This is a genomic window from Shewanella chilikensis (genome assembly GCF_002836945.1).
Classification (GTDB): domain Bacteria; phylum Pseudomonadota; class Gammaproteobacteria; order Enterobacterales; family Shewanellaceae; genus Shewanella; species Shewanella chilikensis.
Map to the genome: position 1 here is coordinate 1 of NZ_NIJM01000060.1, position 25,828 is coordinate 25,828.

At 54.2% G+C, this 25,828-nt stretch carries 29 protein-coding genes, 1 tRNA gene and 1 pseudogene; 11 read left to right on the forward strand and 20 right to left on the reverse strand.

Going from position 1 to position 25,828, the window contains the following annotated elements; genetic code table 11:
* A pseudogene (locus tag CX651_RS17200) lies at positions 1 to 328 on the reverse strand (transposase); the annotation flags it as partial.
* 291 nt (positions 329 to 619) lie between these two features.
* On the opposite strand from CX651_RS17200, the gene CX651_RS17205 reads away from it, so the two are divergent.
* Positions 620 to 696, forward strand: a tRNA-Trp gene (locus CX651_RS17205).
* Positions 697 to 973: 277 nt separating this feature from the next.
* On the opposite strand, the gene dpsA is transcribed toward CX651_RS17205, so the two are convergent.
* The gene (dpsA, locus tag CX651_RS17210) at positions 974 to 1,444 is read right to left on the reverse strand and encodes a DNA starvation/stationary phase protection protein DpsA (protein WP_025009858.1); all 471 of its coding nucleotides are present in this window, start codon (positions 1,442 to 1,444) and stop codon (positions 974 to 976) included.
* A gap of 280 nt (positions 1,445 to 1,724) precedes the next feature.
* Here dpsA and CX651_RS17215 point away from each other — a divergent pair, with 280 nt between their 5' ends.
* Together CX651_RS17215 and rimI are read left to right on the forward strand one after the other, a co-directional pair.
* Complete coding sequence (locus CX651_RS17215; protein ID WP_071476507.1) at positions 1,725 to 2,060, forward strand: DNA polymerase III subunit psi; 336 nt, start codon at positions 1,725 to 1,727, stop codon at positions 2,058 to 2,060.
* Complete coding sequence (gene rimI / locus CX651_RS17220; RefSeq protein ID WP_224867797.1) at positions 2,057 to 2,515, forward strand: ribosomal protein S18-alanine N-acetyltransferase; 459 nt, start codon at positions 2,057 to 2,059, stop codon at positions 2,513 to 2,515. The genes CX651_RS17215 and rimI overlap by 4 nt, the downstream gene beginning before the upstream one ends.
* A gap of 150 nt (positions 2,516 to 2,665) precedes the next feature.
* Here rimI and lipA read toward each other — a convergent pair whose 3' ends face one another.
* From lipA to CX651_RS17245, 5 genes are all read right to left on the reverse strand, one after another.
* Complete coding sequence (gene lipA, locus CX651_RS17225; RefSeq protein ID WP_025009861.1) at positions 2,666 to 3,631, reverse strand: lipoyl synthase; 966 nt, start codon at positions 3,629 to 3,631, stop codon at positions 2,666 to 2,668.
* On the reverse strand, positions 3,624 to 4,283 hold the full coding sequence (gene lipB / locus CX651_RS17230; protein ID WP_071238125.1) for a lipoyl(octanoyl) transferase LipB: 660 nt from the start codon (positions 4,281 to 4,283) through the stop codon (positions 3,624 to 3,626). Before lipB ends, lipA begins: the two co-directional genes overlap by 8 nt.
* A gap of 137 nt (positions 4,284 to 4,420) precedes the next feature.
* Positions 4,421 to 4,687 (reverse strand): DUF493 family protein YbeD, encoded by a 267-nt coding sequence (ybeD, locus tag CX651_RS17235; RefSeq protein ID WP_028781166.1) that lies wholly within the window; start codon positions 4,685 to 4,687, stop codon positions 4,421 to 4,423.
* Between the two features lie 135 nt (positions 4,688 to 4,822).
* Positions 4,823 to 6,631 (reverse strand): aminopeptidase P family protein, encoded by a 1,809-nt coding sequence (locus CX651_RS17240; RefSeq protein WP_101057159.1) that lies wholly within the window; start codon positions 6,629 to 6,631, stop codon positions 4,823 to 4,825.
* 140 nt (positions 6,632 to 6,771) lie between these two features.
* On the reverse strand, positions 6,772 to 7,035 hold the full coding sequence (locus tag CX651_RS17245; RefSeq protein ID WP_039035885.1) for a hypothetical protein: 264 nt from the start codon (positions 7,033 to 7,035) through the stop codon (positions 6,772 to 6,774).
* A gap of 115 nt (positions 7,036 to 7,150) precedes the next feature.
* Between CX651_RS17245 and CX651_RS17250 the strand changes: the two genes are divergently transcribed.
* Both CX651_RS17250 and CX651_RS17255 read left to right on the forward strand, forming a co-directional pair.
* A complete protein-coding gene (locus CX651_RS17250) occupies positions 7,151 to 8,341 on the forward strand; it encodes an MFS transporter (protein WP_101057161.1) in 1,191 nt (396 codons plus the stop codon).
* An 84-nt stretch (positions 8,342 to 8,425) separates the two neighbouring features.
* Positions 8,426 to 9,202 (forward strand): ROK family protein, encoded by a 777-nt coding sequence (locus tag CX651_RS17255; RefSeq protein ID WP_071238102.1) that lies wholly within the window; start codon positions 8,426 to 8,428, stop codon positions 9,200 to 9,202.
* A gap of 30 nt (positions 9,203 to 9,232) precedes the next feature.
* Here the strand turns inward: CX651_RS17255 and CX651_RS17260 are convergent, their stop codons facing one another.
* Positions 9,233 to 9,553 carry a hypothetical protein gene (locus tag CX651_RS17260; protein ID WP_101057163.1) on the reverse strand — a complete coding sequence of 107 codons (321 nt, stop codon included), beginning with the start codon at positions 9,551 to 9,553 and terminating at the stop codon, positions 9,233 to 9,235.
* A gap of 158 nt (positions 9,554 to 9,711) precedes the next feature.
* Between CX651_RS17260 and CX651_RS17265 the strand changes: the two genes are divergently transcribed.
* Positions 9,712 to 10,932 (forward strand): M24 family metallopeptidase, encoded by a 1,221-nt coding sequence (locus CX651_RS17265; protein WP_101057165.1) that lies wholly within the window; start codon positions 9,712 to 9,714, stop codon positions 10,930 to 10,932.
* 134 nt (positions 10,933 to 11,066) lie between these two features.
* Here the strand turns inward: CX651_RS17265 and CX651_RS17270 are convergent, their stop codons facing one another.
* From CX651_RS17270 to CX651_RS17320, 11 genes are all read right to left on the reverse strand, one after another.
* Positions 11,067 to 11,720, reverse strand: coding sequence for a tetratricopeptide repeat protein (locus tag CX651_RS17270; protein WP_101057167.1), 654 nt, complete (start codon positions 11,718 to 11,720; stop codon positions 11,067 to 11,069).
* Positions 11,707 to 12,552 (reverse strand): SDR family oxidoreductase, encoded by an 846-nt coding sequence (locus CX651_RS17275; protein WP_101057169.1) that lies wholly within the window; start codon positions 12,550 to 12,552, stop codon positions 11,707 to 11,709. Before CX651_RS17275 ends, CX651_RS17270 begins: the two co-directional genes overlap by 14 nt.
* A 14-nt stretch (positions 12,553 to 12,566) precedes the next feature.
* Positions 12,567 to 13,238, reverse strand: a complete 672-nt coding sequence (locus CX651_RS17280) for a TenA family transcriptional regulator (RefSeq protein ID WP_101057171.1) — start codon at positions 13,236 to 13,238, stop codon at positions 12,567 to 12,569.
* Complete coding sequence (locus tag CX651_RS17285) at positions 13,238 to 14,869, reverse strand: AMP-binding protein (RefSeq protein WP_101057173.1); 1,632 nt, start codon at positions 14,867 to 14,869, stop codon at positions 13,238 to 13,240. The genes CX651_RS17280 and CX651_RS17285 overlap by 1 nt, the downstream gene beginning before the upstream one ends.
* Positions 14,866 to 15,585: a thermostable hemolysin gene (locus CX651_RS17290; RefSeq protein WP_101057176.1), complete on the reverse strand. Its 720-nt coding sequence runs from the start codon at positions 15,583 to 15,585 to the stop codon at positions 14,866 to 14,868. The genes CX651_RS17285 and CX651_RS17290 overlap by 4 nt, the downstream gene beginning before the upstream one ends.
* Positions 15,586 to 15,697: 112 nt before the next feature.
* Positions 15,698 to 17,251 (reverse strand): apolipoprotein N-acyltransferase, encoded by a 1,554-nt coding sequence (gene lnt, locus CX651_RS17295; protein ID WP_101057178.1) that lies wholly within the window; start codon positions 17,249 to 17,251, stop codon positions 15,698 to 15,700.
* Entirely contained in the window at positions 17,248 to 18,129 is an 882-nt protein-coding gene (gene corC / locus CX651_RS17300; protein ID WP_101057188.1) for a CNNM family magnesium/cobalt transport protein CorC, read from the reverse strand. The genes lnt and corC overlap by 4 nt, the downstream gene beginning before the upstream one ends.
* Positions 18,130 to 18,161: 32 nt before the next feature.
* Positions 18,162 to 18,623: an rRNA maturation RNase YbeY gene (gene ybeY / locus CX651_RS17305; RefSeq protein WP_028781579.1), complete on the reverse strand. Its 462-nt coding sequence runs from the start codon at positions 18,621 to 18,623 to the stop codon at positions 18,162 to 18,164.
* Positions 18,613 to 19,659 carry a PhoH family protein gene (locus CX651_RS17310; RefSeq protein ID WP_039035894.1) on the reverse strand — a complete coding sequence of 349 codons (1,047 nt, stop codon included), beginning with the start codon at positions 19,657 to 19,659 and terminating at the stop codon, positions 18,613 to 18,615. Before CX651_RS17310 ends, ybeY begins: the two co-directional genes overlap by 11 nt.
* A 129-nt stretch (positions 19,660 to 19,788) precedes the next feature.
* The gene (gene miaB, locus CX651_RS17315; protein ID WP_101057180.1) at positions 19,789 to 21,213 is read right to left on the reverse strand and encodes a tRNA (N6-isopentenyl adenosine(37)-C2)-methylthiotransferase MiaB; all 1,425 of its coding nucleotides are present in this window, start codon (positions 21,211 to 21,213) and stop codon (positions 19,789 to 19,791) included.
* Between the two features lie 97 nt (positions 21,214 to 21,310).
* Positions 21,311 to 21,634 carry a hypothetical protein gene (locus CX651_RS17320; RefSeq protein ID WP_101057182.1) on the reverse strand — a complete coding sequence of 108 codons (324 nt, stop codon included), beginning with the start codon at positions 21,632 to 21,634 and terminating at the stop codon, positions 21,311 to 21,313.
* A 152-nt stretch (positions 21,635 to 21,786) separates the two neighbouring features.
* On the opposite strand from CX651_RS17320, the gene CX651_RS17325 reads away from it, so the two are divergent.
* The 4 genes from CX651_RS17325 to CX651_RS20310 all read left to right on the forward strand — a co-directional run bounded on the left by CX651_RS17325 (position 21,787) and on the right by CX651_RS20310 (position 25,339).
* On the forward strand, positions 21,787 to 23,055 hold the full coding sequence (locus CX651_RS17325) for an FAD-dependent oxidoreductase (protein ID WP_101057184.1): 1,269 nt from the start codon (positions 21,787 to 21,789) through the stop codon (positions 23,053 to 23,055).
* Between the two features lie 193 nt (positions 23,056 to 23,248).
* Entirely contained in the window at positions 23,249 to 23,836 is a 588-nt protein-coding gene (gene pth / locus CX651_RS17330) for an aminoacyl-tRNA hydrolase (RefSeq protein WP_025011686.1), read from the forward strand.
* A gap of 85 nt (positions 23,837 to 23,921) precedes the next feature.
* Positions 23,922 to 25,013, forward strand: a complete 1,092-nt coding sequence (ychF, locus tag CX651_RS17335; protein ID WP_101057186.1) for a redox-regulated ATPase YchF — start codon at positions 23,922 to 23,924, stop codon at positions 25,011 to 25,013.
* 215 nt (positions 25,014 to 25,228) lie between these two features.
* Positions 25,229 to 25,339: an Arm DNA-binding domain-containing protein gene (locus tag CX651_RS20310; RefSeq protein ID WP_332871580.1), complete on the forward strand. Its 111-nt coding sequence runs from the start codon at positions 25,229 to 25,231 to the stop codon at positions 25,337 to 25,339.
* Here CX651_RS20310 and CX651_RS20015 read toward each other — a convergent pair.
* Entirely contained in the window at positions 25,307 to 25,537 is a 231-nt protein-coding gene (locus CX651_RS20015; RefSeq protein ID WP_189577823.1) for a hypothetical protein, read from the reverse strand. The genes CX651_RS20310 and CX651_RS20015 overlap by 33 nt on opposite strands.
* Positions 25,538 to 25,602: 65 nt before the next feature.
* Between CX651_RS20015 and tssD the strand changes: the two genes are divergently transcribed.
* The coding region (tssD, locus tag CX651_RS17345; RefSeq protein ID WP_157822659.1) for a type VI secretion system tube protein TssD at positions 25,603 to 25,828 on the forward strand (226 nt) is incomplete at its 3' end.

Sequence of the window (25,828 nt, forward strand, 5' to 3'; positions counted from 1 at the left end):
CCCTGCACCATCCATTACCACCACAGCATGTCGTCCTGGTTTAGTTCGGTTGGCGATCAGTTCCAGGAGCTGGCGCATGATGTCCTTATTAACAAACGGCGTAATTAATGCTTCCGTTTTACCACTACTTGGGCACACCGCCCCAAACAGATACCCATAATCAAATTGCTGCTGTTTGACGACACGGGGGACGGCTACCCCGTTTTGCCCAAAGTCTTGTTGTTTGGTTTTGTTGGCCAAATCTGGCTTCGTCTTGGAACCACACATCCACGCGCTCAAGTGGAAGATGGCCCGGGATGTGAAGATTCGTTTCCATCAGGAAGTGTTTTTAAAGTGTGGCGGTCATGGTCAAGTTAAATTGGCCAAACTGTAAGTAGCTTGCAAAATAGTGTCGAGTTCTTATATGGGGAATCTTTGGGGTTAAATATTCAAAGTCGTTGGCTGGGTGAACTTGGACAATTCGCGTTTACAGCAACTTTACCTGATAGGTGTTGTCCACAGAAACTCTTGGATGCCCACAATACCATGGCTTTGTCTGAAAAAGCTGCAATCAGCGGGGTTTGTACCAAAAAGTCCTTTACCTTTAGGGAGGCTTTTTGCATAATGCCCCTCGTTCCACAGGGGTGTAGTTCCAATTGGTAGAACAGCGGTCTCCAAAACCGACGGTTGCGGGTTCGAGTCCTGCCACCCCTGCCACATTCCAGACAGCCTGCATAGCGATATGCGGGCCGTTTTCCTTTTGTAAATATCATAAAGTGCTTGGGGTCGATATGGACCCATTTATTTTCCACCTTGCACTGTCAGCTTGCAGACATCTTTAAAACTACTGTTACAGGGTTAACTCCTGCTCGGTGCCAAATAAGATAACGGCTCACGCAATACGCGTAAGCCGTATAGGTTCAATACTCAGTTTGTTTCAGCATTAACCGCCAATTCATGCCGTTTCTGAACGCCGTATCAAAGTGATGCCAGATTACTGCACTAACAAGCTACGAAGCATCCAGGCGGTCTTTTCATGTAACTGAATACGCTGGGTCAGCAGATCTGCCGTTGCTTCGTCATTGGCCTGGTTCACCAGAGGGTAGAGTGCCCGGGCGTTGCGAATAATGATCTCCTGGCCTTCCAGCAGTTCCTCAAGCATCTGTTTGGCATCTGTGATGCCTGAGTCTTCTTTGATTTCGGTCTGAGCGGCGTAGGCGCTGTAGGATCCCAAGGCTCTTTCACCCAGGGCTCTGACCCGCTCTGCTATGACATCCACCGCTGCAGCCAATTCGGTGTACTGCTCTTCAAACAGTTGGTGTAGGCTGGTGAACATAGGACCTGTCACGTTCCAGTGGAAGCTGTGAGTCTTAAGGTAAAGGCTGTAGGTGTCAGCGAGTAAGCGATTCAAACCGTTGGCTATTTCCAAACGATCGGCTTGGTTGATCCCGATATTGATATTCATAATATAACCTCCGTAAATGATCTGTTTTCTATATTACTTCGGAAGCTAATTAGTTAAAGTGGATAAACTAGATGCCTGCAATCGATTTTGTTTGAGTGGGTTGCCGGGGGATTTGTTCCCAAGTCACAGACAGTTGCTGAGCAAGCTGGTATTCTAAAGCGCTTAACTTGGAAGCTCTGTTGTGGGTTTCTTTCAGTCATTTTTTGCCCTTCTTGTTCGTCCCTCGGCTGTGGGTTTTGGGCGATATTTTCAAACTGCGTTAAAGCGGAGCGCAATCACCATGAATAAATATCTGCACGCCATGGGAATAGAGCTGTGGCGCAGTAGACAAGACTCTCCCTCCCAGGTGCCTTTCATGCTGTTGGTGCCTGATGCTGACGAGCGTGTATTGCAACATCCTCTGGTGCTCAAGGTGTTGGCGTTATTGGGACTGGAGGCCGGGCAGTGCAGCGTCGGTAATCGGCCTGTGGCTGGGCAAGAGGTGATATGGAATATGTTCCCTGAGCCTGTTGAAGGGGCCTGGCTGCATTCATCGCAGCCGGCGCAATTGATGTCAGGCAGTGAGGGCAAGCGCGCCCTATGGCAACAGATTTGGCACAGGTTGGAGGCGAAGTGACTGAGGTTATCGCAATTAGAGCCTTGGAGGCCGATGACCTCGACGAGATGATGAAAATTGAACAACTGGCCCATGAGTTTCCCTGGAGTGAGGCGACTCTGGGCAGTTGCTTTGGCCGTTTTTACCGGGCTCTGGGGTTATATCTAGGACCGGAGCTTCAAGGCTTTTGCTTGCTGCAAGTTTTGTTCGAGGAAGCGACCCTGATGAATATCTGTATCGCTCCTGCCGCACAAGGTCAGGGGTTGGGGCGGCAATTATTACTGGCGGCAATCGAGTTGCTTAAAGAGACTGGTGTGGAGAGATTATTGCTGGAAGTCAGGGTGGGTAATGCTGCCGCTATCGCCTTGTACCGGCGTCTGGGCTTTATTGAGACCGGCTCCAGGGCCGATTACTATCCGGCAAAAGAGGGCCGGGAAGATGCTCTGCTGATGGAGTTGTCTCTTCACTCCTCTTAGTCTCTCTTGGCTCTTCTTCGCTCATCCCGGTTAATATGGGCAGAGGCAGCTATGTCAGAGCTTTGCCGCTAACCCTAAAGCTTTTAATTGTGCCCATAAATAGAAAAACAGCGCCTGTGGGCGCTGTTTCTTTAGGTGCTTGGGCTTGGTCTATTTGACCTCTTTCCCCTGGGCCTGAAGGTCTGCATGGTAGCTTGAGCGAACCAGCGGGCCACAGGCGGCGTGGGTAAAGCCAAGTTCGGTTGCCAGGTTGTGGAAGTCGTCAAACTCCTTGGGAGTCACGTAACGCTCCACCGGCAAGTGGAACTTGGATGGCTGCAGATACTGGCCCAGAGTCAGCATGTTGACATTGTGAGCGCGCAGATCTCTGAGCACCTGTTCAATTTCTTCATTGCTTTCACCCAGTCCGAGCATGATCCCCGACTTGGTCGGGATATCCGGATGACGCTCTTTAAAGCGTTTGAGCAGATCCAATGACCACTGATAGTTGGCACCGGGACGGGCCTTACGATAGTGAGCCGGAGCCGTTTCCAGGTTGTGGTTGAATACATCCGGTGGCTCGGTCGCCAGAATATCCAGCGCCTGATCGATACGGCCGCGGAAGTCAGGCACCAATATCTCTATCTTGATCTCAGGGTTGAGTTTGCGGATCTCACGGATACAGTCGGCGAAGTGCTGGGCTCCGCCGTCACGCAGATCGTCACGATCCACAGAGGTGATCACCACATACTTGAGCTTCATATCCTTGATGGTTTGTGCCAGCTTGAGTGGCTCCTCGGCGTCAGGCTTGAGTGGACGGCCATGGGCTACGTCACAGAAGGGACAACGCCGGGTACAGATGGCACCGAGGATCATAAAGGTGGCTGTACCATGGTTGAAGCACTCGGCCAGGTTCGGGCAAGAGGCTTCTTCACACACAGAGTGCAAACCATTTTTACGCAGTGCCTGTTTGATATCCAGGATCCGCTGATTGGAAGATGGCAGCTTAACCCGCAACCAATCGGGCTTGCGCAGCATGGTGTCGCGCTCTGATGGCACAACTTTGACCGGGATACGGGCAACCTTTTCGGCGTCCCGCAATTTCACACCGGGCTGTAATCTTTCTGGCCTATTCATATGACTCTGCTAATCCTTGGTGATGCACTGTTTGCTCATAGCCCAAACGTTGGCTAAAAGTTTCAATCAGGTGTTGGCCTGCCTCCTCGACACTCTGGGGGCCACCGAGTGCTTTGCACTGGGCCATTTCGAGTCCGGCATAACCACAGGGGTTGATACGACGAAAAGGGGCGAGATCCATGTCGACATTCAGCGCCAAGCCGTGGAATGAGCATCCCTTACGGATCCTCAGCCCCAAAGAGGCTATTTTACGCTCCTCGACATAGACACCCGGCGCATCGGCCTTGGCGTAGGCCGGAATATCGAAGCGCTTGAGCAGCTCCACCAGGCTTTGTTCTATGTCGGTAACCAGCTGTCTTACCCCAAGCTTGCGCCGTTTGATGTTGATAAGAGGGTAGGCGACCAACTGCCCCGGGCCATGGTAAGTTACCTGGCCACCACGATCCACCTGGATCACCGGGATATCGCCGGTGTTGAGCAGATGCTCACTCTTACCGGCCTGGCCTTGGGTGAAAACCGGTGGATGCTCCACCAGCCAGAGTTCATCCCGGCTGTGTTCGTCACGGGTGTCGGTATAGTGCTGCATGGCATGCCATACAGTCTCATAATCCATGTTACCCAAGTGGCGGATATGCAATGTATTGTCTGGCAAGGGCAACGTCTCCCCCTCTGTTTGAGATGATACCAATCAGTATCAAGCTGTGCTCACTCTCTGATACCGGCAGGTATTATACGCTTCGGCAGGAAAAATGTAATCCAGATCACACTTTCTCTGCCGAGTGCCAGGTATCAGAGTACCCGGCGAACGCCTTCAATAGCGGCAAGTTCAGTGTACAAGGTTTCGATATGTTCCTTGCTGGTCACTCTCACATTTATGGTCACCGAGATATAGGTGCCTTTGCTGGAGGCCTTGGTGGTGGGGCTATAATCACCGGGGGCGTGCTTCTGGACGACTTCGACTACGCGGTCGGCCAGGGTATCGCTGGCATCGCCAACCACTTTAAATGGGAAGGAGGTTGGAAACTCCAGATACTGATCAAAGGTGGTACTTATCATGGGATTGAGATTCTCATGGCAAAATAATAACAGCTATATGGCGGCTATTATATCCCAATTCAAGGGGCGGATCTTCTCGCGAATAGCACAGAGAGTTTGACAAAGGGCGCCAGCCATTGACGGCGCCCTTGGGCGTTACAGCGGCGAGGTGGCCTGTTCGAGCCAGGCCAGTGATTCGCCACTCATCAGCGGTGACAGGGTCTGATAAACGCGGCTGTGATAGTCATTGAACCAATTGAGCTCAGCTTCAGTAAGCAGACTCTTGTCTATCAAGCGTTTATCCATGGGGATCAGAGTCAGAGCGTCGAACTCGAATATCTCCCGCTCTGCCCCTTTGAGCGCTTCACAGGGGCGTACTTCCACCAGGTTTTCCAGACGGATACCGAAGGCATCTGTACGGTAATAGCCGGGTTCGTTGGAAAGCACCATTCCGGGCAGCAAAGGAATGGCATTGAGGTTCTTGCCTATTCTTTGTGGGCCTTCATGAACGCTGAGGAAGTGGCCAACACCATGGCCCGTGCCGTGGTCGTAGTCAAAACCGTATTGCCACAAGTATTGACGGGCAAAGGCATCCAGTTGTTGCCCCGTAGTGCCCCGTGGGAAGCGGGCCTGATCCAGGGCGATATGCCCCTTGAGCACCAAGGTCACCATCTTTTTCTGCTCGGCGCTGACTTCACCTATGGCTATGGTGCGGGTAACGTCCGTGGTGCCGTCCAAATACTGGGCGCCAGAGTCCACCAGATAGATGCTGTTCATCTCCATCATGGCCGGAGTGCCGTTGAGATGGTTATAGTGGCACATGGCTGCATTGCCGCCGGTGGCGGAAATAGTGTCAAAGCTTGGCTCGCGGTAGAGGGGATCCTCAAGGCGATAGCTCTCAAGCTTATCTGCCAGTGTGCCCTCATCATAGAGGCGGCCTGCGGCCACTTCGGCATCCAGCCAAGCCAGGAAACGGCTCACGGCAACGCCGTCACGGATATGGCTGGCGCGCATTCCCTGCAGTTCGGCACTGTTTTTACAGGCCTTGGGCAGTGACACAGGATCGAGTCCGGCGATCAGTTTGGCGCCGGCGGCTTTGGCCTGTAATTGGCTGAAGGCGTTGGCATTATTGGGATCGGCTAAAAGCTTTCTGCCTTCAAGCGCTTGCAACGCTTCGGCGAGCTCCGACTCGGCGCGGAAGCTGACACCGGCCCCTACGTGGGCTTCAATCCCCTGGGGTAACTTGGCAAGCTCGGTAAACAGTGTCATCTCACCATTGGCTTCCAGTAGGGCACAGCCCAGTACCACGGGCAACCTGGGCACGTCCTGACCGCGGATATTGAGTAACCAGCAGAAGGAGTCCAGCGCCGCTATCAGCGCCACATCGGCACCGGCCTTTTTCACCAGGGCGCCGATTTCACTGCGCTTCTGTTCGCTGCTCTTGCCGGCAGACTCGGCATTGAAGAGGATAATGGGTTTGTTTTCCGGCACGGGTCTGTCTTGCCAGTGCAAATCCACCGGGTTGTTGTCAAGCGCCACCAGTGTCATCCCCGCCTTGCTCAGCGTGGCTTCGGCATCCTGCTGCCAGGCCAGGGTATGCAACCTGGGATCGTAGCCAATGCGGCAACCGACCGGCAGCTTTTCCGCCAACCATTGTGCCTGGGGCATATCTGTCAAGCTCTCATAACTGAACAGGGTCGAGTCCACCTGTTGCCTCACCTGCACTGTGTAGCGGCCATCAGTAAAAATGGCGGCGCTGTCTTTCATCACAATCGCCATCCCCGCCGAGCCGGTAAAGTCGGTCAGCCAATGTAAACGCTCGTTGTGCGCCGGCACATACTCGCCGAGATACTCGTCGGCACGGGGCTGAATAAAGGCATCGAGTTGGTGTTTGGCCATTTCGCTGCGCACGGCATTAAGCCGTGATGCGATATGGGGGCTTTTGAGCGATTGTGATTGCAACATAGGGGCTCCGCTGATGGTCGGCTTGGCTACTCTTGGCCGACCTTGTCTTTATGAGTGATAGCGGATTATGGCAAGCCCTGAAGTCGCTTCGCAAGGGTGGGCATGTTGAAAAAACTTTAACTGCTGTAAAGGGGGCCAAGTTAATTGCTGCCAAACAGAGTCGCAATGCCGACCAAAAAGGAGCTAACCAGGGTTGCCATCACTCCCTTGCTGACATCTTCACTCTTTACTCTGTCATCGCTTGGTTGTTGATCCCGCGCCAGCTTTTCATTGCGCTGCTCGACATTGTCGGCCACGTTGTCATAGAGATCCTGAGAAGGGGAGTAAGGCTGGTTGCTGCAGCCTGCCCCCATGCCCAGAAGCAAGGTCAACAGTAGCACTCTGATACAGTTTCGCTTTCCCACAGTGTTCTTCCTTGAATGAAAATGTTAAAACTGATTGGCTTAGGTTAACTCTATGTATGTTTATTGACCTATTCAAGGTTTTTATCTGTCTCGACTTTTATTCAAGGATGCCTTTATGCCGCTAAATGTTTGGGTGTTGATGTTGGCGCAGGCCTTTGCCATGAGTGCCACACCTATCATGGTATTGCTCGGAGGCATAATAGGGGCAGAGCTGAGCCCGGTTCCCTCGTTGTCGACACTGCCTATCGCCATGATGGTTGTCGGAGTCGCTGTGGCGATTGTGCCCATCAATATCTTGATGCAGCGCTTTGGTCGGCGACGGGTATTTATCGGTGGCGCCCTGCTGACCAGTGTGGCGGGTGTTATGGCGGCGCTTAGTGTTTGGTATGCTCAGTTCTGGGGATTTTGTGCCAGCGGTCTGCTGCTCGGATGCGGCGGCGCCATTATTCAACAATACCGGTTTGCCGCCATGGAGTCAGTGGCGCCGACTCTGTCTGCCAAGGCAGCCAGCCGGGTGTTGCTTGGTGGCTTGCTCGCCGCCTTCCTCGGGCCAGAACTGGCCTTGCTGGCCAAGGATATTTTGCCGGTAACATACTCTGGGGCCTTTTTGATGGTGACTCTGGTCGGTGTGCTGGCGCTGGTATGCCTGCTGTTTTATCAAGATGAAGGCCCGGTACTCAAAGCCTCCAAGATTGAGCGTATGGATATTCGGCCATTGTCGGTTATTTTGCGTCAAAGCCGACTCTGGGTTGCCTGCGGCGCTGCAGTTATAGGCTATGCCCTGATGAGTTTTATCATGACGGCGACCCCTGTGCATATGCATCACATAGAGCATCACAGCCTTGAGGATACCAAGTGGGTGATCCAGAGCCATGTGATTGCCATGTATCTGCCTTCGCTGATAAGTGGCTACCTGATAGCCCGCTTGGGGCATACCCGCATCATGTTGGCCGGGCTGGCGCTTTACTGCCTGACCTTGGCTCTGGCGCTGGCGGGGCGTGACCTGCTCAACTATTGGAGTGCGCTGGTGATGTTGGGTGTGGGTTGGAACTTCCTGTTTGTTGCCGGCACTTCGCTGTTGCCTGGCTGTTATCGCCCCGAGGAGAGGTTCACTGTGCAGTCTTTCAACGATTCTCTGGTATTTGGCTCTCAGGCGTTGGCCTCTCTGGGGGCCGGCTGGGTCATTTATCAGCTTGGCTGGCAGTTGCTATTGGTGATCTGTATTCCCGCCATTGCGACCCAACTTATCCTGATAGCATGGTGGAAGTTAAGTAAAAGCAAAGCGTTACAAATAACAGAACCTTGATGATTAGGTGCGGTGCCGGCAGCACTGTGCTAACATCTTAGGCCGTCTACCGCCTCTGGCGGTACGGTAAAAAGGGGTTTATTGATGTCGACATTAACGATCGAAGTGGGGACTGAAACCGCGCTGTTTCAGCTGCGGCAAGGGGAAACAACAGAACAATATAAAATCCCCACCGGAGAGAGTTTCACCATAGCAGATCTCAATCGGCAATTGGCTGAACTTGAATCTGATTATGGGCTTGCAAACTACCGTCTGGCTCTGGCCTTCCCCGGCATGGTGCGAGACAACCAACTGATATCCTGCCGTGCCTTGCCGGCGCTGGTGGGGCTTAACCCGGAAAAGCTCAGTAGCCGTGGTGAACTGGTGGCTATCAGCAATGATATCCACGCCGGTCTGCACGCCATTGCCAGCGTAAAACACCAGTGTGAACTCTTGGTGATGTGTGGCACAGGGATCGGCATGTCGCTGGCGCTCAACGGCCGGGTGTTCAGCGGTGCCAATGGCCTGGGTGGCGAATTGGGCGCTTGCCGGGTAATGACGGAGTCGGGGGAATTCAGTCTCGAACAGTTGGCCAGCGGCGAGTCGGTACGGCGTCGGCGCTTGCGCAACCCGGTAGAACTCTATCGCGCCGGGGCTTATCTAGGGATGGGTATTGCCTGGGCGGTTAACCTCCTCAATCCGCAAAAACTCTGGCTTGCCGGTAACATGTTGGCCAATGCCGATTACTACAAGGGCTGCGTCAGTGGTGTTAAAGACTTGGCGGTTCCAGCCACTGTCAGTCAGTGTCAGATAAGTCGGGTCGACGATATGGAGACCTTGGTCTGCCGTGGTCTGCAAGTAATGCTGATGCAACAGGCCTGATAGTTTGATTCAAGGGGGAGATATCCCCCTTCAAGCCGGTTTCTGGCAGGCCTGACGCATCTTCAACCAGAAGGCCCTTTGGCACAGGTTGCTGAAGGCTTTTTGTTTTGGGCTGATATCGTTTCCTTTCAGCACCCGATAACGGGTCCAGTTATCTTCATAAAGCTCGCCGATATTGGACTGGCTTGGCTCCTGTTCCAGCTCCTGCTGTTTTTCGATAATGGTGCCATCGGCAAAGTGATATTGCCACAAACCTTCATCGTCTGTGGTGTGAACTTGCACCGACTCCAACAGTTCGGCGCTGCTTGTCCGTCCTTCTATGGCCAGAATATAGTTGGCAAGATCTTGCATGTTGTACTCCCGCGTTTGGCGCAAGCAGCATAGCAGCGGTCGCCGGAAATTGGCAATTTCGTTTGCTGCTTTAAAGTTTGCATACAATATGCTAAAACTCTCGAGCACATTAATACCCAAGCAAATAACTACTAAAAGTAATCAAGCAGGAGAAGTCTATGAGCACAGGCGTTGGTGGCTCAACCCCGGAGCAGGAGTTGGCAAAGCTGGTGGATATGACCCGGGATGTCACAGCGGTGGAAGCCGCCGAATTCAAAACCAGGCAACAAAATGCCCAGGCGCTGATGCAAGAGTTGGGGATAGATGCCCTCTATCTCAACGCCGGCACCAATCTCTACTATTTCTCCGGCCTGCGTTGGTATGCCAGTGAGCGTATGGTAGGAGCGATTTTGCCAAGTTGTGGTGAGCTGGAATACCTGGCGCCGGCATTTGAGCTCGACACCCTCAAGGGCTTTATGTTGCAGCCTGGACCGGTTAACACCTGGCATGAGCACCAGAGTCCCTATGCGCTGTGCCGCAATGTGCTTAAGCGCATGGGCTGTCTGCGCCCGGGCGCCGTTCTGGCTATAGATGAATCTGCCCCTTTCTTTTTGTTTGATGGCCTGCGTGAGGCTTGCCCCGAGCTTGCCTTTGTCAACGGCGCCAAGATTAGCGCCCAACTGCGAATGCATAAATCGGCCGCCGAGCTGAGGCTGATTCAGCGGGCTATGGATATGACGCTCGAAGTGCACAAGGCCGCCGCCAGAATATTACGCCCGGGGATCAGTACCGCCGAGGTGGAAGATTTCATCGACAAGGCCCATAGAGCCGTGGGGGCCAGTGGCTCCTATTTCTGCATAGTGCTCTTTGGTGAGGACAGCGCCTATCCCCATGGGGTCAAGTCGCCCAAGACGCTGGAGCCGGGCGACACTGTGTTGATAGACACAGGCTGTCAGCTGCATGGTTACAACTCGGATATTACCCGCACCTATGTATTTGGTACGCCAAGCGAGCGGCAGCGGCAATTGTGGGCGCTCGAGCAGGCAGCGCAGCGCTCAGGTTTTGAAGCGGCGGCTTTAGGTGCGCCCTGCAGCGGTGTCGACAAGGCGGCCAGAGCCGTGTTGGAAGCGGCCGGTTTCGGGCCCGGATATCAACTGCCGGGATTGCCCCATAGAACGGGCCACGGCATAGGCCTGGATATTCATGAGTGGCCCTACCTGGTCGATGGCGACAACACCCCACTGGCTGTTGGTATGTGTTTTTCCAATGAGCCCATGCTTTGTGTGCCCGGCGAGTTCGGCGTTCGCCATGAAGATCACTTCTATATGACGGCAGAGGGGCCGCGCTGGTTTACCCAGCCGGCTAAGTCGATTGACGATCCCTTCGCGCAGGGGGATTAGTTGTAACAGTTTCTTGCTCGGATAATAAAACCATCAGTCAGCCTGTATTGGCTGACTGATGCTGGGCTGAGCTCGAAATCAAGCGCCAGCCTTGTCCATCAAACGCAATCTTTACTGGTAAAAATTGACTGACGTTAGCTGTTATCGCGATAGGCGGCAATTTTGGCAAGTGCTGCCTTGATTTCCTGCTTGCGACCCGCATCTGCCAACTCGCGCCCAGGCCTTGGAGCGGCTTCGAGTGCCTTTTGCAGGAAAGGCAGGGCTTCGTCATACCTGTCCTCTTCCAACAGGAAGTCGCCGTAAAAGTAGTTGCTGTCTATGCCATCGGGGTTGAGTTCCAACGCCTGTTTCAACAACTCTTCGGCCTTGTCATCGTCTCCAAAGCCCAGTGGCCAGCCGGGCACCTTGTAGTAAAGTACTCCGAGACTGGTGTAGGCTGAGCCCTTGAGCGCGGTGGGATCTTGCTTGAGCGCCTGCTCGAAATCACTACGAGCCCGCTTGGCATATTTGAGGGCACCGAGGCCGCCGCTGACCCCGGCATAGGTAGAGTTGATAATCCCGTGCCAGATACGCACGCCTGTACTTTGAGGGTGGGATTGCACCGACTCATCCGCCAACTTCAGCAGTTTAACAAAGGCTTTTTCCTGCTGGTCGCCGCTGAGTTGATAGTTGTTGATAGCCCAGTCGTGTTGCAACTGTTTGACGGCCAGATCGCTTGCGTCATCGGCCCAGAGCGAAGGACTCACCAGCAGCGCTGCGCTCAGGCACAAGAGTTTAAATGGTTTCATGTTTCTCTCCTTCGGTGATGGGGTTGGCCGTGTCTTGTATTGGCATAGCCCTTTGGCAAAACTGGCGGATAAGTGGCAGTTTCTTGCGGGTATCATTGTTAACCAGGCCGGGCAGCAGGGCGTTTATGCGCACAAACAGCTTTTCCGGCCAACCGATAAAACGGCGGCCCTGGCGATTATCAGCCAGATCGCGGCAGAGGATGTCGGCCACCCATTCAGGGCTGTCCTGACGGTTGCCGAGCGCCGAATTGAGCTGGCGCATCGATTCTGTGTTGAGTTCGGTATCCGTGGCTCTGGGGGCGAAATAGAGCACCTTAATCTTGCTGTCGGCTAACTCTCGCTCCAGTACTTCGGTAAAGCCCCTGAGGCCAAATTTGCTGGCGCAGTAAAGACTGGAACCCGGGTAGCCTATGCTGCCGAGAATGGAGCCGACATTGATGATGGCGGCCTCGGACTGGCGTTTGAGTAAGGGCAGCAGGGTGCGGCAACAGTTGATGGGCGCCTCCAGGTTCACCGCCATCATAGTGCGAGTATCACAGGTGTCGCTGGCTTCCAACATGCTGAGTTGATTGACTCCGAGGCAGTTGATCAACACCTTGGGGCTGAACACCCCGGCGGCCTGGCGCAGCTGACATTGACCGCCACTGCTGGTCAGATCGGCACTTAAGGTGTGATGCTCCCCGGCAAGGCTCTGTTTCAGGGCATCGAGCTTGGCTTGATCCCGGCCGCAGAGCAGCAGTCTGGCGCCTTTGGCGGCCAGCGCCCTGGCGATGGCGCTGCCGATGCCGCCACTGGCGCCTGTGATGATGACATTCAGGTGTTTGAGTTCCATATTGGTCACCGTTTTCAGGAGGCCAGCGCCAAGGCCTGGGCCGACGCCAGCTCGCGGAAGATATTGCCGTAGAGACGGTAAAAGTTGTTGGCGGCGTGAATGATCAAGGCCTGTTCTTCGGGATCCTCAATCCGGTTCATCAGCCCTTCAAAAAACTGGATATGTTGCTTGTCCAGCTCGCCGTGAGACTTGAGATAACTGAAGGCTGAATCCGGCAGCCCCAGGCGCGATTGCACTTTCTCGGCTGCCAGCAGCGCCAGATTGATGCTGGTGCCTTCCAGTACATTGACCATGCCGAAAAAGCCCAGCGGACTTACCCGATTCACCATGTCGTAGGCATATGCAACCATGACCTCGGTGGCAAACAGCGGCGTGCTGCGTCTGGCCTTTTCCTTGTCAAAACCGCAGGCGGCTATGTCATTGAGGATCCACTCCTGGTGGCCTTGCTCCTCTTCGATATACTCGGCTACCGCCACCCTGAGCCATTCCTTGCTTTCCGGCAGCCTGGCGCCTGTGGCCATGAGCAGCGGCGAAGTGTGCTTCACATGGTGATAGGCCTGGTGCAGGAAGGCGACATATTCCTCCAGGCTTATCTCTCCTTGCAGACACTTGCCTATGATGGGACTGGCCAGCAGATACTCGCGTCCGCTCTGGGTTGCTTGTTGTAATTGGTTGTAGAAATTCATTATAGGGTTCCCTCAAGATATGGGGTTTCAGATAGATAGAGCTGTTGTATTTGAGCGGCCAGGGCGCTCAGCAGTGAGGCGCGCTTGACCCTGCCATTGGCGGTGGTGTGAGGCTTGAGCTCGGTTTCATTCAGTCTTATCCAGCGTTTGATCCTGGCGTAGTCGGGCAGTGTGGCATTGACCGCATCCAGCCAGGCCTGGAGCTGCTCATCGCTGACTTGGAGCGGAGCGCACAGCAGTGCGCTGAGCCAGGGTTTGGCGTCGCCGAGCACCATACACTGACTCAGCAGCGGTTTGGCCATCAGCGCCGACTCCACCCACTCAGGGCTGATATTGCGGCCAAAGGAGCTGATAAGCAGATGCTTGCGGCGCCCGTTAATGGCGAGCACACCTTTATCGAGCTGGCCAAGGTCACCGGTGGCGATTTCTCCCTGGCCCCAAGTCTCGGGTTGGCCGAGATACCCCAGGTGACTGGCGCCGCCGACATGGATTTCGCCGCCGCGAATGGTGACTTTGCAATGAGGCAATACAGTGCCGGCAAAGCCGGGAGTGTCTTTATCCGGGGTGTTGAGCGCCACGACAGAGCCGCATTCCGACAGGCCGTAACCTTCATAAACCGGCAATCCAAGCTCCCTGGCCCGCAGCAGCAACTCGGGGGCGACCTTGCCGCCACCAACGGCGACAAAGCGCAGTGAGTTTGGCGCTTGCCACCCTTGCTCGCAGGCACCGACCAGCAGTGTCAATAACTGAGGAATGAGGATCATGCTGCTCGGCTGCGCTCGGCTTATGGTCTGCAGCAGCGCCCGGCTGTCGAGTCTCGAGCTGCCATGCATGCCGCGCGCTTTATCCGAGGGCAGCAGCACAGTTCCGCCGCACAGCAAGGGGCTGTAGATACCGGCGATGTTTTCCAGCAAGGTACTTAAGGGCAACAGACAAAGATGCCTGGGCCGAGGCAGGGCCGTGACTGTGGCAAGCGATTCGGCCACTCGCCATTGATGCTCGCTGCTGAGACACACCCCCTTGGGGTTACCGGTAGAGCCTGAGGTAAAGGTGATTTTGGCTGTGCCCTGAGGGACTTGTGGAAAAGCCGCCGTTTTCTCGGCGCAAGCGCTCTGTTGGCCCGGATGTCCGTTGAAGAGCTGTCCGTCAGATAGCTGCTCGTCGTATAACTGCCTGCCGTATAAATGCCAGCCGTATAGATTGCAGCCCAGTTCACTGAGACCTTGGTAAGGCGTGAAGCCCTTTGGCAAACAAGGCTGAATTTGTGGGCTTTCGCTCAGCACCAGCTCAACCGAGGTTTGTTCAAGGCAGTTTGCCAACTGCTCTTGGGAGAAAAACAGCGGCAAGGGCAGGCAAAGAACTCCCGCCTGCTGGCAGGCGAGATCCAGTATCGCCCACTGCACACTGTTACCGGCATGCAGTGCCAGGCTGCGGATATTCAGGCGTTTGAGGACATCACTGTAGCGGCGGATTTCCGTTTTCAGTTCAAGGTAGCTGAGTTGCCGCCCAGCATCGCTAAGGGCAATGGCCTGATCTTCGCCGTTGAGTTTGCCTAGAACATCCCAATCAAGGTTGGTTCCGGCACCCGACTCAGAGGTATTGGCTTGGTTCAACTGAGGCGATGGAGTCATAGGCTTGGCTCCCGGGTCCTGGCATAAGCCAATTTGGCCGCCATGGTGCTGATATCCAATTCGTGCCTTTGTGCCAGTCGTCTCAAGCGGGGGCTGGTTTCTATTACCTCTTGAGCGAGGCGCAGATCGCCAATCATGACTCTGGGGTTGTTGCGGTAGTAATTGCCCCAAATGGCGCTGTCACCTTCCAGTCGCTTTGGATCGGCGCTGCACAGCAACATGGGGGAAAAGCCCAGCAGTTTCATTAGCGCTTCCACCTGCTCTGTGACGGTAAAGACCATATATTCAAAACCGGCCCTGGCCAGAGTGGCGGCAAGCAGTACCAGCAGCAGTGGCCCTGAACTCTTGTTGGTCAGTGCCAGATTGCCCACCTCTACCAAGGAAGCCCTGTCCACAGGGCGTTTGGCCAGTAGCGCTACTTGCTGCTCTATGGGGTCCTTGAGATATTGCTCCAGAAACAAGGGGTAGTAACAACCGGCTCTGAGGCCGAAGGCACCCTGAGGCTGACCTTTAATGGTCAGTTGCAGTAAGAAAGGCAAAAACTCCTTGAGTTTGGCGCCATGCACCTGAAAGTATTTGGCGGCGATATAGTCTTCAACCTCAGTGCGGCCCTCTGCCTGTTCATGAAACAGGCGACATTCGGGGAGTGCATGAGGTGGGTTGGCAGAATGTGGGACGTCCTTTTCCAGGGCAGACAGGGTAGACTGCTTGACCATAGAGATACTCCGGATCTGTTAACCAGTATCCAAAGCCTAGAAAAGCAGTCTTAAGAAATACTTATGTGTCTATTAATTTTTTATCAATTAGATAAAAATCAATGGATTGGCTTTAGCTTTTATTGTTCTTTCGTCGCTTGGGGCAATACAACAGCCCCAAAAGCAGCAGCAAGCCACTTAGCCCCAGTACCGGCCATTGACCGACCCGGCTGAACAGGGTCTGGCCTTCGACCAGCGGCACTTCAGCGGTGAGTACACCTTCTACAAACTGCGGTAGTTTGGCACTGATATTGCCAAACTCATCCACCACGGCGGTAACGCCGTTGTTGGTGGCCCGCAGCAGAGGTCGGCCCAATTCGGCCGAGCGCATCTGGGCTATCTCCATGTGTTGCAGTGGGCCATTGGATTCACCAAACCAGGCGTCGTTGGAAACGGTCAGCAACACTTGGGTATCCTCGGCGACGTTGGCCCTGAGCTGTTCGGGGAAAGCGATTTCATAGCAGATTGCCGGTGCCAGCGTATGACCCAGGGCCGTCAGATTATTTTGCTGATAACTGCCTCTGGCAAATGAGGACATGGGCAGGTTGAAGAAGGGCGCCAGCGGCCGCAGCAGCGACTCCATGGGCACAAACTCGCCTATTGGCAGCAGGTGATGCTTACGGAACTGATTGTCGCCTGCTGCGCTATAGTTGGCGTTTTGTTGCTGTTTCTGATGATGATTTCCCAGCACGATCAGCGAGTTGTAGAAGTCGCCATTTTGCTGGCTGATGATACCTGTGATGATGGCGGCATCCCGCAGATTGGCGACCTTGTTGGCGTTGTCGAGAAACTCGGCCACCATGCTTTCGGGGGCCGGTATCGCTGCCTCGGGCCAGATCACCAAATCTCTGTCCAGATGCGGGCGGGAGAGATCCATATACTTGAGCATAGTCGGCCAGAGCGCGTCCGGCTCCCACTTCATGCTCTGGGGAATATTGCCCTGCACCAGCGCCACGCTGAGGGTCTCGCCGGTGCGCTCAACCGTTGAAAATCGCGGCGCCTGCCATACAAGCAGGGTAAGTAGCGCCGAGCTCACCACCAGGCTGAGCCAGTGGCGTTTGAGTAGCAGTACCAGGCTTGCTGCCAGCAGCGCCACCACAAAACTGAGCCCCAAAGTGCCTATCATTGAGGCAAGCGGCTTCAAGGGCCCCGAGGTTTGGCTATAGCCGCCCCAGAGCCAGGGAAAGCCGGTGAGCACCCAGCCCCGCAACCATTCACACAGAGTCCAGAGTGCCGGAAACAGCCCCAGCAGTTGCCAGTTATGACGCTTGGGCGCCAGTCGGGCCAGCAGGGCGCCTGCCAGCGCCGGATACAAGGCCAGATAGAGGGCCAGCAGGGCCATCAGGCCTATGGAAACAAGCAGCGGCAAGCCACCGAATCTGTCCATGCTGACATGCACCCAGCTGATCCCGAAGGCGAAGGCGCCAAAGCCAAAGCTGAGCCAATAGCCAAAACTGGCCTTGGGGGAAAGCTTGTCACTGTGCCACAGGCCAAAGGCCAGCGCCAGCGGGTAGATGGGCCAGAGATCGTAGGGGGCAAAGGAAAGTGCCGTACTGGCACCGGCCAAAAAGGCCAGTACCAGACGCAGCTTGGGGTGGCGTTTAAGCGCCGCTAATGTGGACTTCACTGGTCGTTACTGTCTTCAGTATCGTTGGGACCGGGCAGTTTCACCCTGAGTTGCAATAAACGGCGGGTATCGGCACTGATCACTTTAAATTCAATGCCGTCGATGACGATCTTCTCGTTGCGCTCCGGCAGGTGACCGAAGGCATGGGACACCAAGCCGCCGACTGTGTCGAACTCTTCGTCACTGAAATGGGTGTTGAAGGTTTCGTTGAAATCTTCAATCTCGGTCAGTGCCTTGACCATGTAAACCCGGTTACCGGCTTTACGGATCTCAGACTCGTCGCTGTTGTCGTGATCGAACTCATCTTCGATATCGCCGACAATCTCTTCGAGAATATCTTCAATGGTAACCAGGCCGGAAACACCACCGTATTCATCGACCACAATTGCCATATGGTAGCGTTGGGAACGGAACTCTTTGAGCAGCACATCCACTCTCTTGCTCTCGGGCACCACAACGGCCGGGCGGATCACTTTTTCCAGTGAGAAGGGTTCTTCACTGTTGTTGAAGCCGTACTTCAGCAGATCTTTGGCCAGCAGTATGCCTTCTATATGGTCTTTGTCTTCATTGACCACAGGAAAGCGGGAATGAGCAGAGTTGATGACAGTGTTGAGCAGTTCCTCAACAGAGTCATTGAATTGGATGGCGACAATCTGCGCTCTGGGGATCATTATGTCCCTTACACGCAAATCGGATACCTCTAAAACACCTTTTATCATCTCGCGGGTATCTTCTGTGATGAGCTCACGCTGCTCGGCATCGTGGATCACCTCAACCAGATCTTCGCGATTTTGAGGTTCGCCCTGGAATAACTGGCTTACACGGTCAAACCAGCCTTTCTTATGGGCGCTGGTACTCGGGGGGATATCGTCACTCATAGTGTTCTTCATGACAGGGCGAACCCTGGCAATTATTGCTCCTTGTATGGGTCAGTAAAACCTAAGCTTTCAATGAGTTGGGTCTCTAGCGACTCCATTTCTTCGGCTTCGGCATCTTCGATGTGATCATAACCTAGCAGATGCAGGCAACCGTGCACAACCATATGTGCCCAGTGCGCCTGTAGCGGTTTATGCTGTTCACGGGCTTCATTTTCAACGACTGAAACGCAAATGACAAGATCCCCGAGTAATGGCAGGGTTATTCCCGGTGGCGCTTCAAACGGAAATGACAATACATTGGTGGGCTTGTCTTTGCCGCGGTAGTCCCGGTTCAACTGCTGGCTCTCTTCACTGTCCACCAGACGTATGGTTAGCTCAGCCTGCTCCATACTATTGCCTATGGCAGTGCGGGCCCAGAGCTCGAAATCGCTCTGGGATGGCAGGTTTTGCGCTTCTGTGGCCAGTTGCAGGTCCAGTTGTAGATCAAGACTCATGGGCGCCGGCCTCTGTCAGTTGATATTGGCTGTCGCGTTGGGCTTTGGCCGCCTGCTGGCGCTGATCGTGCGTCTCATAGGCTTCCACTATGCGGGCTACTACCGGGTGACGCACCACATCCTGGGCCTGGAAGAAGTTGAAGCTGATCTCTTCCACTTCGCTCAGTACTTCAATGGCGTGGCGCAGGCCGGACTTGGCGTTGCGCGGCAGATCTATCTGGGTAATGTCGCCGGTGATCACCGCCTTGGAGTTGAAGCCGATACGGGTGAGGAACATCTTCATCTGTTCCACCGTGGTATTTTGGCTCTCATCGAGAATGATAAAGGCATCGTTGAGGGTGCGGCCACGCATATAGGCCAGCGGCGCGACCTCGATAACATTACGTTCTATCAGTCGTTCGACCTTCTCAAACCCGAGCATCTCAAACAGGGCGTCATACAGAGGCCTGAGGTAAGGGTCTACCTTCTGGCTCAGATCGCCGGGCAGGAAGCCCAGTTTCTCACCGGCTTCCACCGCAGGGCGGGTCAGCAGAATGCGGCGGATCTCCTGACGCTCCAGCGCATCCACGGCGGCGGCAACAGCCAGATAGGTCTTGCCGGTACCGGCGGGGCCTATGCCGAAGGTGATGTCATGGCGCACTATGTTGGCCACATATTGGGTCTGGTTGGGATTGCGCGGCTTAATCACCCCTTTGCGGGTCTTGATATAGTGCTCTTTGGGTTCTGCACCGCTGTCGTCGGCTTCCAGGGCAATGGCTTCCTGAATGGCGATATGCACCTGCTCGGGCTCCAGATCCGGGGTCGAGCCTTTTACCGGCGCGGTTTCGACATAGAGCTGTTTCAGCAGGTTGTTGGCGGTGAGGCAGTTACGCGGCTGGCCGACAATCTGAAAATGGTTGTTTCGGTAGCTTATCTCGACGCCCACCCGGCGTTCGAGCTGCTTGATATTGTCATCGAACGGACCACACAGAGACGCCAGACGGCGGCTGTCGGCCGGTTCGAGATACAGATTCATGGTGGTTAATTTGTGAGACAAACAAAAACTCCTGTTGATGTCATCTTTGATCAGTTTACGAGCGTGAAGGCATAAATGCTAACGGAAAATCGAGCCTAAAATAAAACGGCCCGGGTCCGAAGAGCCGGGCCGCCGTGGAAGTCTCGGCGCTTACGGGGTGAACTGAGTCACGCCCAGGGTATCTTCCTGGTTATGCTTGGCCAGGATATCACTGGGGCGCAGGCTCTTGCGTAAGTCCATCTCATCTTCACCGCGAATAAATTTGCCGCGCAGCGAGTTGGTGTAGACATCGACGATTTCCACGTCCACGAAGCTGCCTATGTGCTTGGGCTGGCCTTCGAAGTTGACCACCCGGTTGTTTTCGGTGCGGCCGCGCAGCTCCATGGGGTTCTTGACCGATGGGCCTTCCACCAGAATACGCTGCACTGTGCCCAGCATCTGGCGGCTGTAGCGCTGCGCCTGTTGAGTAATCCTGTCCTGCAGGATTGCCAGACGCTGCTTTTTCTCTTCCATATCCACATCATCCGGCAAGTCGGCCGCCGGGGTGCCGGGACGGGCACTGTAGATAAAGCTGAAGCTGTGGTCGAAGCCCACTTCTTCAATCAGCTTCATGGTGTCGGCAAAGTCTTCTTTGCTTTCGCCGGGGAAGCCGATGATAAAGTCGGAGCTTATCTGAATATCCGGCCGCGCCTTGCGCAGACGGCGAATGATTGACTTGTACTCGATAGCCATATGGCCGCGCTTCATCTGGGTCAGAATGCGGTCTGAACCCGATTGCACCGGCAGGTGCAGGAAGCTGACCAGCTCTGGAGTGTCTTCATAGACATCGATAATGTCCTGGGTGAACTCTATCGGGTGGCTGGTGGTAAAGCGGATGCGGTCGATTCCGTCGATGGCGGCCACATAACGCAGCAGCTCGGCAAAGCTGCAAATTTCGTCATCATGGGTCAGGCCGCGATAGGCGTTAACGTTCTGTCCCAGCAGGTTGACTTCACGCACCCCTTGCTCGGCCAGTTGAGCGATTTCCAGGATGATGTCATCCAGTGGCCGACTGACTTCTTCACCGCGGGTATAGGGCACCACGCAGAAAGAGCAGTACTTGCTGCAGCCTTCCATGATGGAGACAAAGGCGGTGGGGCCTTCGGCGCGGGGCTCGGGCAGACGGTCGAACTTCTCGATTTCCGGGAAGCTGACATCAATCACCGCCTGGTCGCCGCTGCGAACCTGGTTGATCATCTCTGGCAGACGGTGCAGGGTTTGAGGGCCGAAGATAATATCCACGCACTGGGCGCGTTCTTTTATCGCCTTGCCTTCCTGCGAAGCCACACAACCACCCACGCCAATGATCAGCTCAGGATTCTTGTCTTTGAGTGTTTTCCAGCGACCCAGCTGATGGAATACCTTTTCCTGCGCTTTTTCACGAATAGAACAGGTATTGAGCAGCAGAATATCTGCCTCATCAGCCTCTTCGGTCAGGGTGTAGCCCTGAAATTCGTTTAACAGATCGGCCATCTTGGATGAGTCGTACTCATTCATCTGACAGCCCCAGGTTTTAATATGGAGTTTTTTACTCATCAGTTTTGCGTCGCTCTTCGGAACCACTTAAAAAATAGCGCGCCATTTTACCTGCTGTTAAGTCCGCTGACCAGCTTTTGAACGCCAGGGCAGAGAATTACTCTGGTTGCTGCAATACCCTTTCAAGCTGTGCGGGTAAACGGTTGGCGGCAAGTTGAACATTTTGCTGCCGATAAAACTGTTCAGCCATCTGTTGGTTGCCGCTGCGAGCCTGAAGATAGATATCTTCCAGTACTTCTAAATGAAAGCCGGCCATGGTTTCCGTGATTTGTTGATATAGGGCATAATTCAGCGACGAGCGATAGGTTACAGTTATCACTTCCATCTGGTCTGCTGTGGTGGCGGCCAGAATATGACCAGAGGTAAAGGCGGCCGGGACGACAAGGGCTGCGGCTATCAGGCTGTTGGTAAGTTTGCACATGGTATCCTCACTTGTTGATGTCGATAACCGCCAATGCGGTGTTGGCTATGACAGATACTGCTTGGACACTCTGAGGCTAGTCTAAGGTTGCCAAGGCTCGTGTGTCGGCTTGTAAGCAGGTGTTTCAGGAGGGCCGGCAGCAACATTTGCTCATGATTGAAGCCCAAACAGTTACCATTGAACACAACTCTGTGGCCAAGGCGGCAGAGAAGAGAGACAGCAGGAAAGGCATAGTGACAGAACAACATGAGACCAAGGATATCGTCATCATAGGTGGCGGTATGGTGGGCGCGGCGACGGCGCTGGGGTTGGCCAAACTCGGGCTGGAAGTGGCGCTGGTGGAGGCCTTTGAACCCGAGGCCTTTGATGCCTCGCAACCTCTGGATGTCAGGGTCTCGGCCATCAGCGCCGCATCGGAGGCATTGCTCGAGCGTCTGGGGGCATTCGATACTCTGCTCGGAATGCGCCATGTGGCTTATCGTGGCCTGGAAACCTGGGAGATGGAAGGCTGCATTACCCGTTTCCATGCCAGTCAGATTAAGGTCGAGCGTCTCGGCCACATAGTGGAAAACCGTTTGGTGCAGCTGGCACTGTGGCAGGAATTCGACAACTACCCCAATCTGACCCTTTGCTGCCCGGCGCGGGTCGGGCGCATGGTGCGCTCCAGCGTGGGTATAGAGGTGAGTCTGGACGATGGCCGGGTGTTCGATACCCGTTTGCTGGTGGGCGCAGATGGTGCCAACTCCAGAGTGCGTCAATGGGCCGGAATTGGCATCAGTGGTTGGGATTATTCCCAGTCCTGTATGTTGATCAATATCGCCACCGAGTGTGATGAGCAGGATGTGACCTGGCAACAGTTTACGCCGCAAGGGCCGCGCTCCTTGCTGCCATTGCCGGGCAAAAATGCGTCCCTGGTTTGGTATGACGATGCCAAACAAATTCGCAGTTTGATGCAGCTCAGCGACAGCCAACTGAAGCAGGCGATTATCAATCACTTCCCCGATAGGCTCGATCCCCACTTCGAAGTGTTGGCCAAGGGCAGTTTCCCGCTGACCCGGCGTCATGCGCAGCAATATTATCGCGACAACCTGGTGATCCTGGGGGATGCGGCTCACACCATTAACCCGCTGGCGGGGCAGGGGGTTAACCTGGGCTTTAAAGATGTCGAAGCCTTGATCGCGACAATCACCCAGGCGCTGGAGAAGGGCGAAGACTGGTCAAAGGCCACAGTGCTTGAGGGGTTCCAAAAGCAGCGTTGGTTTGACAATCAGTTGATGATGACAGGCATGGATCTCTTCTATGCCGGTTTCAGTAACGATCTGTTGCCACTTAAACTGCTGCGTAACGCCGGCCTCAAGCTGGCGGATATCAATACTCCGGTTAAGCAGCAAGTGCTCAAGTATGCGCTGGGGCTGAGATAACCCCGGTCGATTTGTTGATTGTCGCAAGAGAGTGCTAAAATGCCGCGTTTTTATAAGAATGCGGCATTTTTTCATTGGCTTTCATGCCGGGTTTTGGCCTGTAACAGCCAAGCTTCAAGAGTGGTGAATATGTGCCTGGCCACCTCTGGCCTTCGCAGAACTTCTCGTAGAATAAACAGACTGATAGAGACTGATGACAGAGATTAAACTTATCGTCGGGCTGGCCAATCCCGGCGCCGAGTATGCCCAGACCCGCCATAATGCCGGCGCCTGGTATGTGCAGGAGCTGGCCAGAGGTTGCGGTGCCCAGCTCAGTGCTGACAGCAAGTATTTTGGCCTGACCGCCAGAGTCACGCTCAAGGGCCGCGATGTGCGCCTGCTGATCCCTTCCACTTATATGAACCTGAGTGGCAAGTCGGTGGCGGCATTGGCGAACTTCTTCCGTATTCAACCGGAGGAGATTTTGGTGGCCCACGATGAGCTGGACATGCCGCCGGGTGTGGCCAAGTTCAAGCTGGGTGGTGGGCATGGTGGCCATAACGGCCTTAAGGACATCATCGCCAAGCTGGGCAACAACAAAAATTTTTATCGTCTGCGGATTGGCATAGGTCATCCCGGGGACAAGAACAAAGTCAGCGGCTATGTGCTTGGCAAGGCGCCGAGTACTGAGCAGTCGCTGATCGATGCCGCGGTAGATGAAGCGGTGCGCGCCACTGATATCCTCTTTGCCGAGGATATGACCAAGGCGATGCATAGGCTGCACTCCTTTAAAGCGGTCTAAGATTATCCAGGCGTCTGACGCCTGTTTCATTATCCTGTCCGGGGCCGAGTGCGCCGGGCTCAAATTAGAGAGAAAGGTAAACATCATGGGTTTTAAATGCGGCATCGTTGGTCTGCCAAACGTCGGTAAGTCAACTCTGTTCAATGCGTTAACCAAGGCTGGCATCGAAGCGGCAAACTTTCCCTTCTGTACCATAGAACCCAACACAGGTGTGGTGCCGGTGCCGGATGCTCGTCTGGACGCCCTGGCTGAAATCGTTAAGCCTGAGCGGGTACTGCCAACCACCATGGAGTTTGTGGACATTGCCGGCCTGGTTGCCGGGGCGTCCAAGGGCGAAGGCCTGGGTAACAAGTTCCTGGCCAACATCCGTGAAACCGATGCTATTGGCCATGTGGTACGTTGCTTCGAGAACGATAACATTGTTCACGTGGCCAACAAGGTTGACCCGGCCGGTGATATTGAAGTGATCAATACTGAACTGGCACTGGCGGATCTCGACAGTGTTGAGCGTGCCATACTGCGTCAGCAAAAGCGCGCCAAGGGTGGTGATAAAGACGCCAAATTTGAAGTCGAAGTACTGGAAAAACTCAAGCCGGTACTGGACGAAGGCCATATGCTGCGTACCCTGGATTTGAGCAAAGAGGAGCTGGAAGCCGTGGCTTACCTGAACCTGCTGACGCTCAAGCCAACCATGTATATTGCCAACGTTTCTGAAGATGGCTTCGACAACAACCCGCATCTGGATACAGTGCGCGCCATTGCCGAAAAAGAAAATGCCGTTGTGGTGCCTGTGTGCGCTGCTATCGAGTCAGATCTGGCGGAAATGGATGAGGAAGAGCGCAGCGAGTTCCTCGAAGAGCTGGGCCTGGAAGAGCCCGGGCTTGATCGGGTGATCCGCGCCGGTTACGAACTGCTGACACTGCAAACCTACTTTACTGCCGGGGTGAAAGAAGTCCGTGCCTGGACTGTGACAGTCGGGTCTACCGCACCGCAGGCGGCCGGTAAGATTCACACCGACTTTGAGCGTGGCTTTATTCGGGCTCAGGTTATGGCCTATGATGACTTTATTCAGTTCAAGGGCGAAGCCGGTTGTAAGGAAGCGGGTAAGCTGCGGGTGGAAGGGAAAACCTATATCGTCAAAGACGGCGATGTGATGCACTTCCTGTTTAACGTGTGATTGGAATTTGTTGTTTTATGAGGTTTCACTCAATCTCATAAAGAACATGAAATGCAGCGAAACCCACTGATTTCGTGGGTTTCGCTTCTCATGATGTCTCAGGTTATCTTACTGCAGCTCTGTAAAAAGTGAGTATAAAGGTGAGTATAAACTGCTTTAGTTCTTCTTCTTTGGTGAGTATATTGGTTGTGTGGTAACTATTCCGCAACAAGGTTGTGCTCACAGACACCCAGTGCCGTTCAGCAAAGCCTAAAGAAAAGTTCTATTGTCTAAATGATTCTGATGGCCTTTATCTAGAAGTTAAACCCAGTGGCAAGAAAGCCTGACGCTCTTGTTTCAAAATCAATGGTAAATCCAGCATATTTGCTTTGGGTGAATATCCGCTTGTTAAATTGGTTGGTAATGCTTACCGGGCAAAAAATTGCCCGCTGAGCAAAAAATTGCCCGGAACTGGGCAAGAAATTGCCCAGCATGAAAAGGCCTTTTATGTTTTCCTTATAAATCAGTGCTTTACATTTTGGCATGAGAGTTGCTTTTCATCAAACAGGTTTATCCCAAACCTCTTTGAATTTTTAAAAAGGAATTTATCATGCCAACACCATGTTATATCTCTATCGAAGGCCAAACTCAGGGCAACCTGACTGCCGGCGCCTTTACTGCAGAATCTGTCGGTGACATCTTTGTGGAAGGTCATGAAGACGAGATGTTGGTTCAGGAGTTCAATCACATTGTGACTGTGCCAACCGATCCTCAGTCTGGTATGCCTTCCGGTCAGCGTGTGCACAAGCCGTTCAAGTTCACCGTCGCGCTGAACA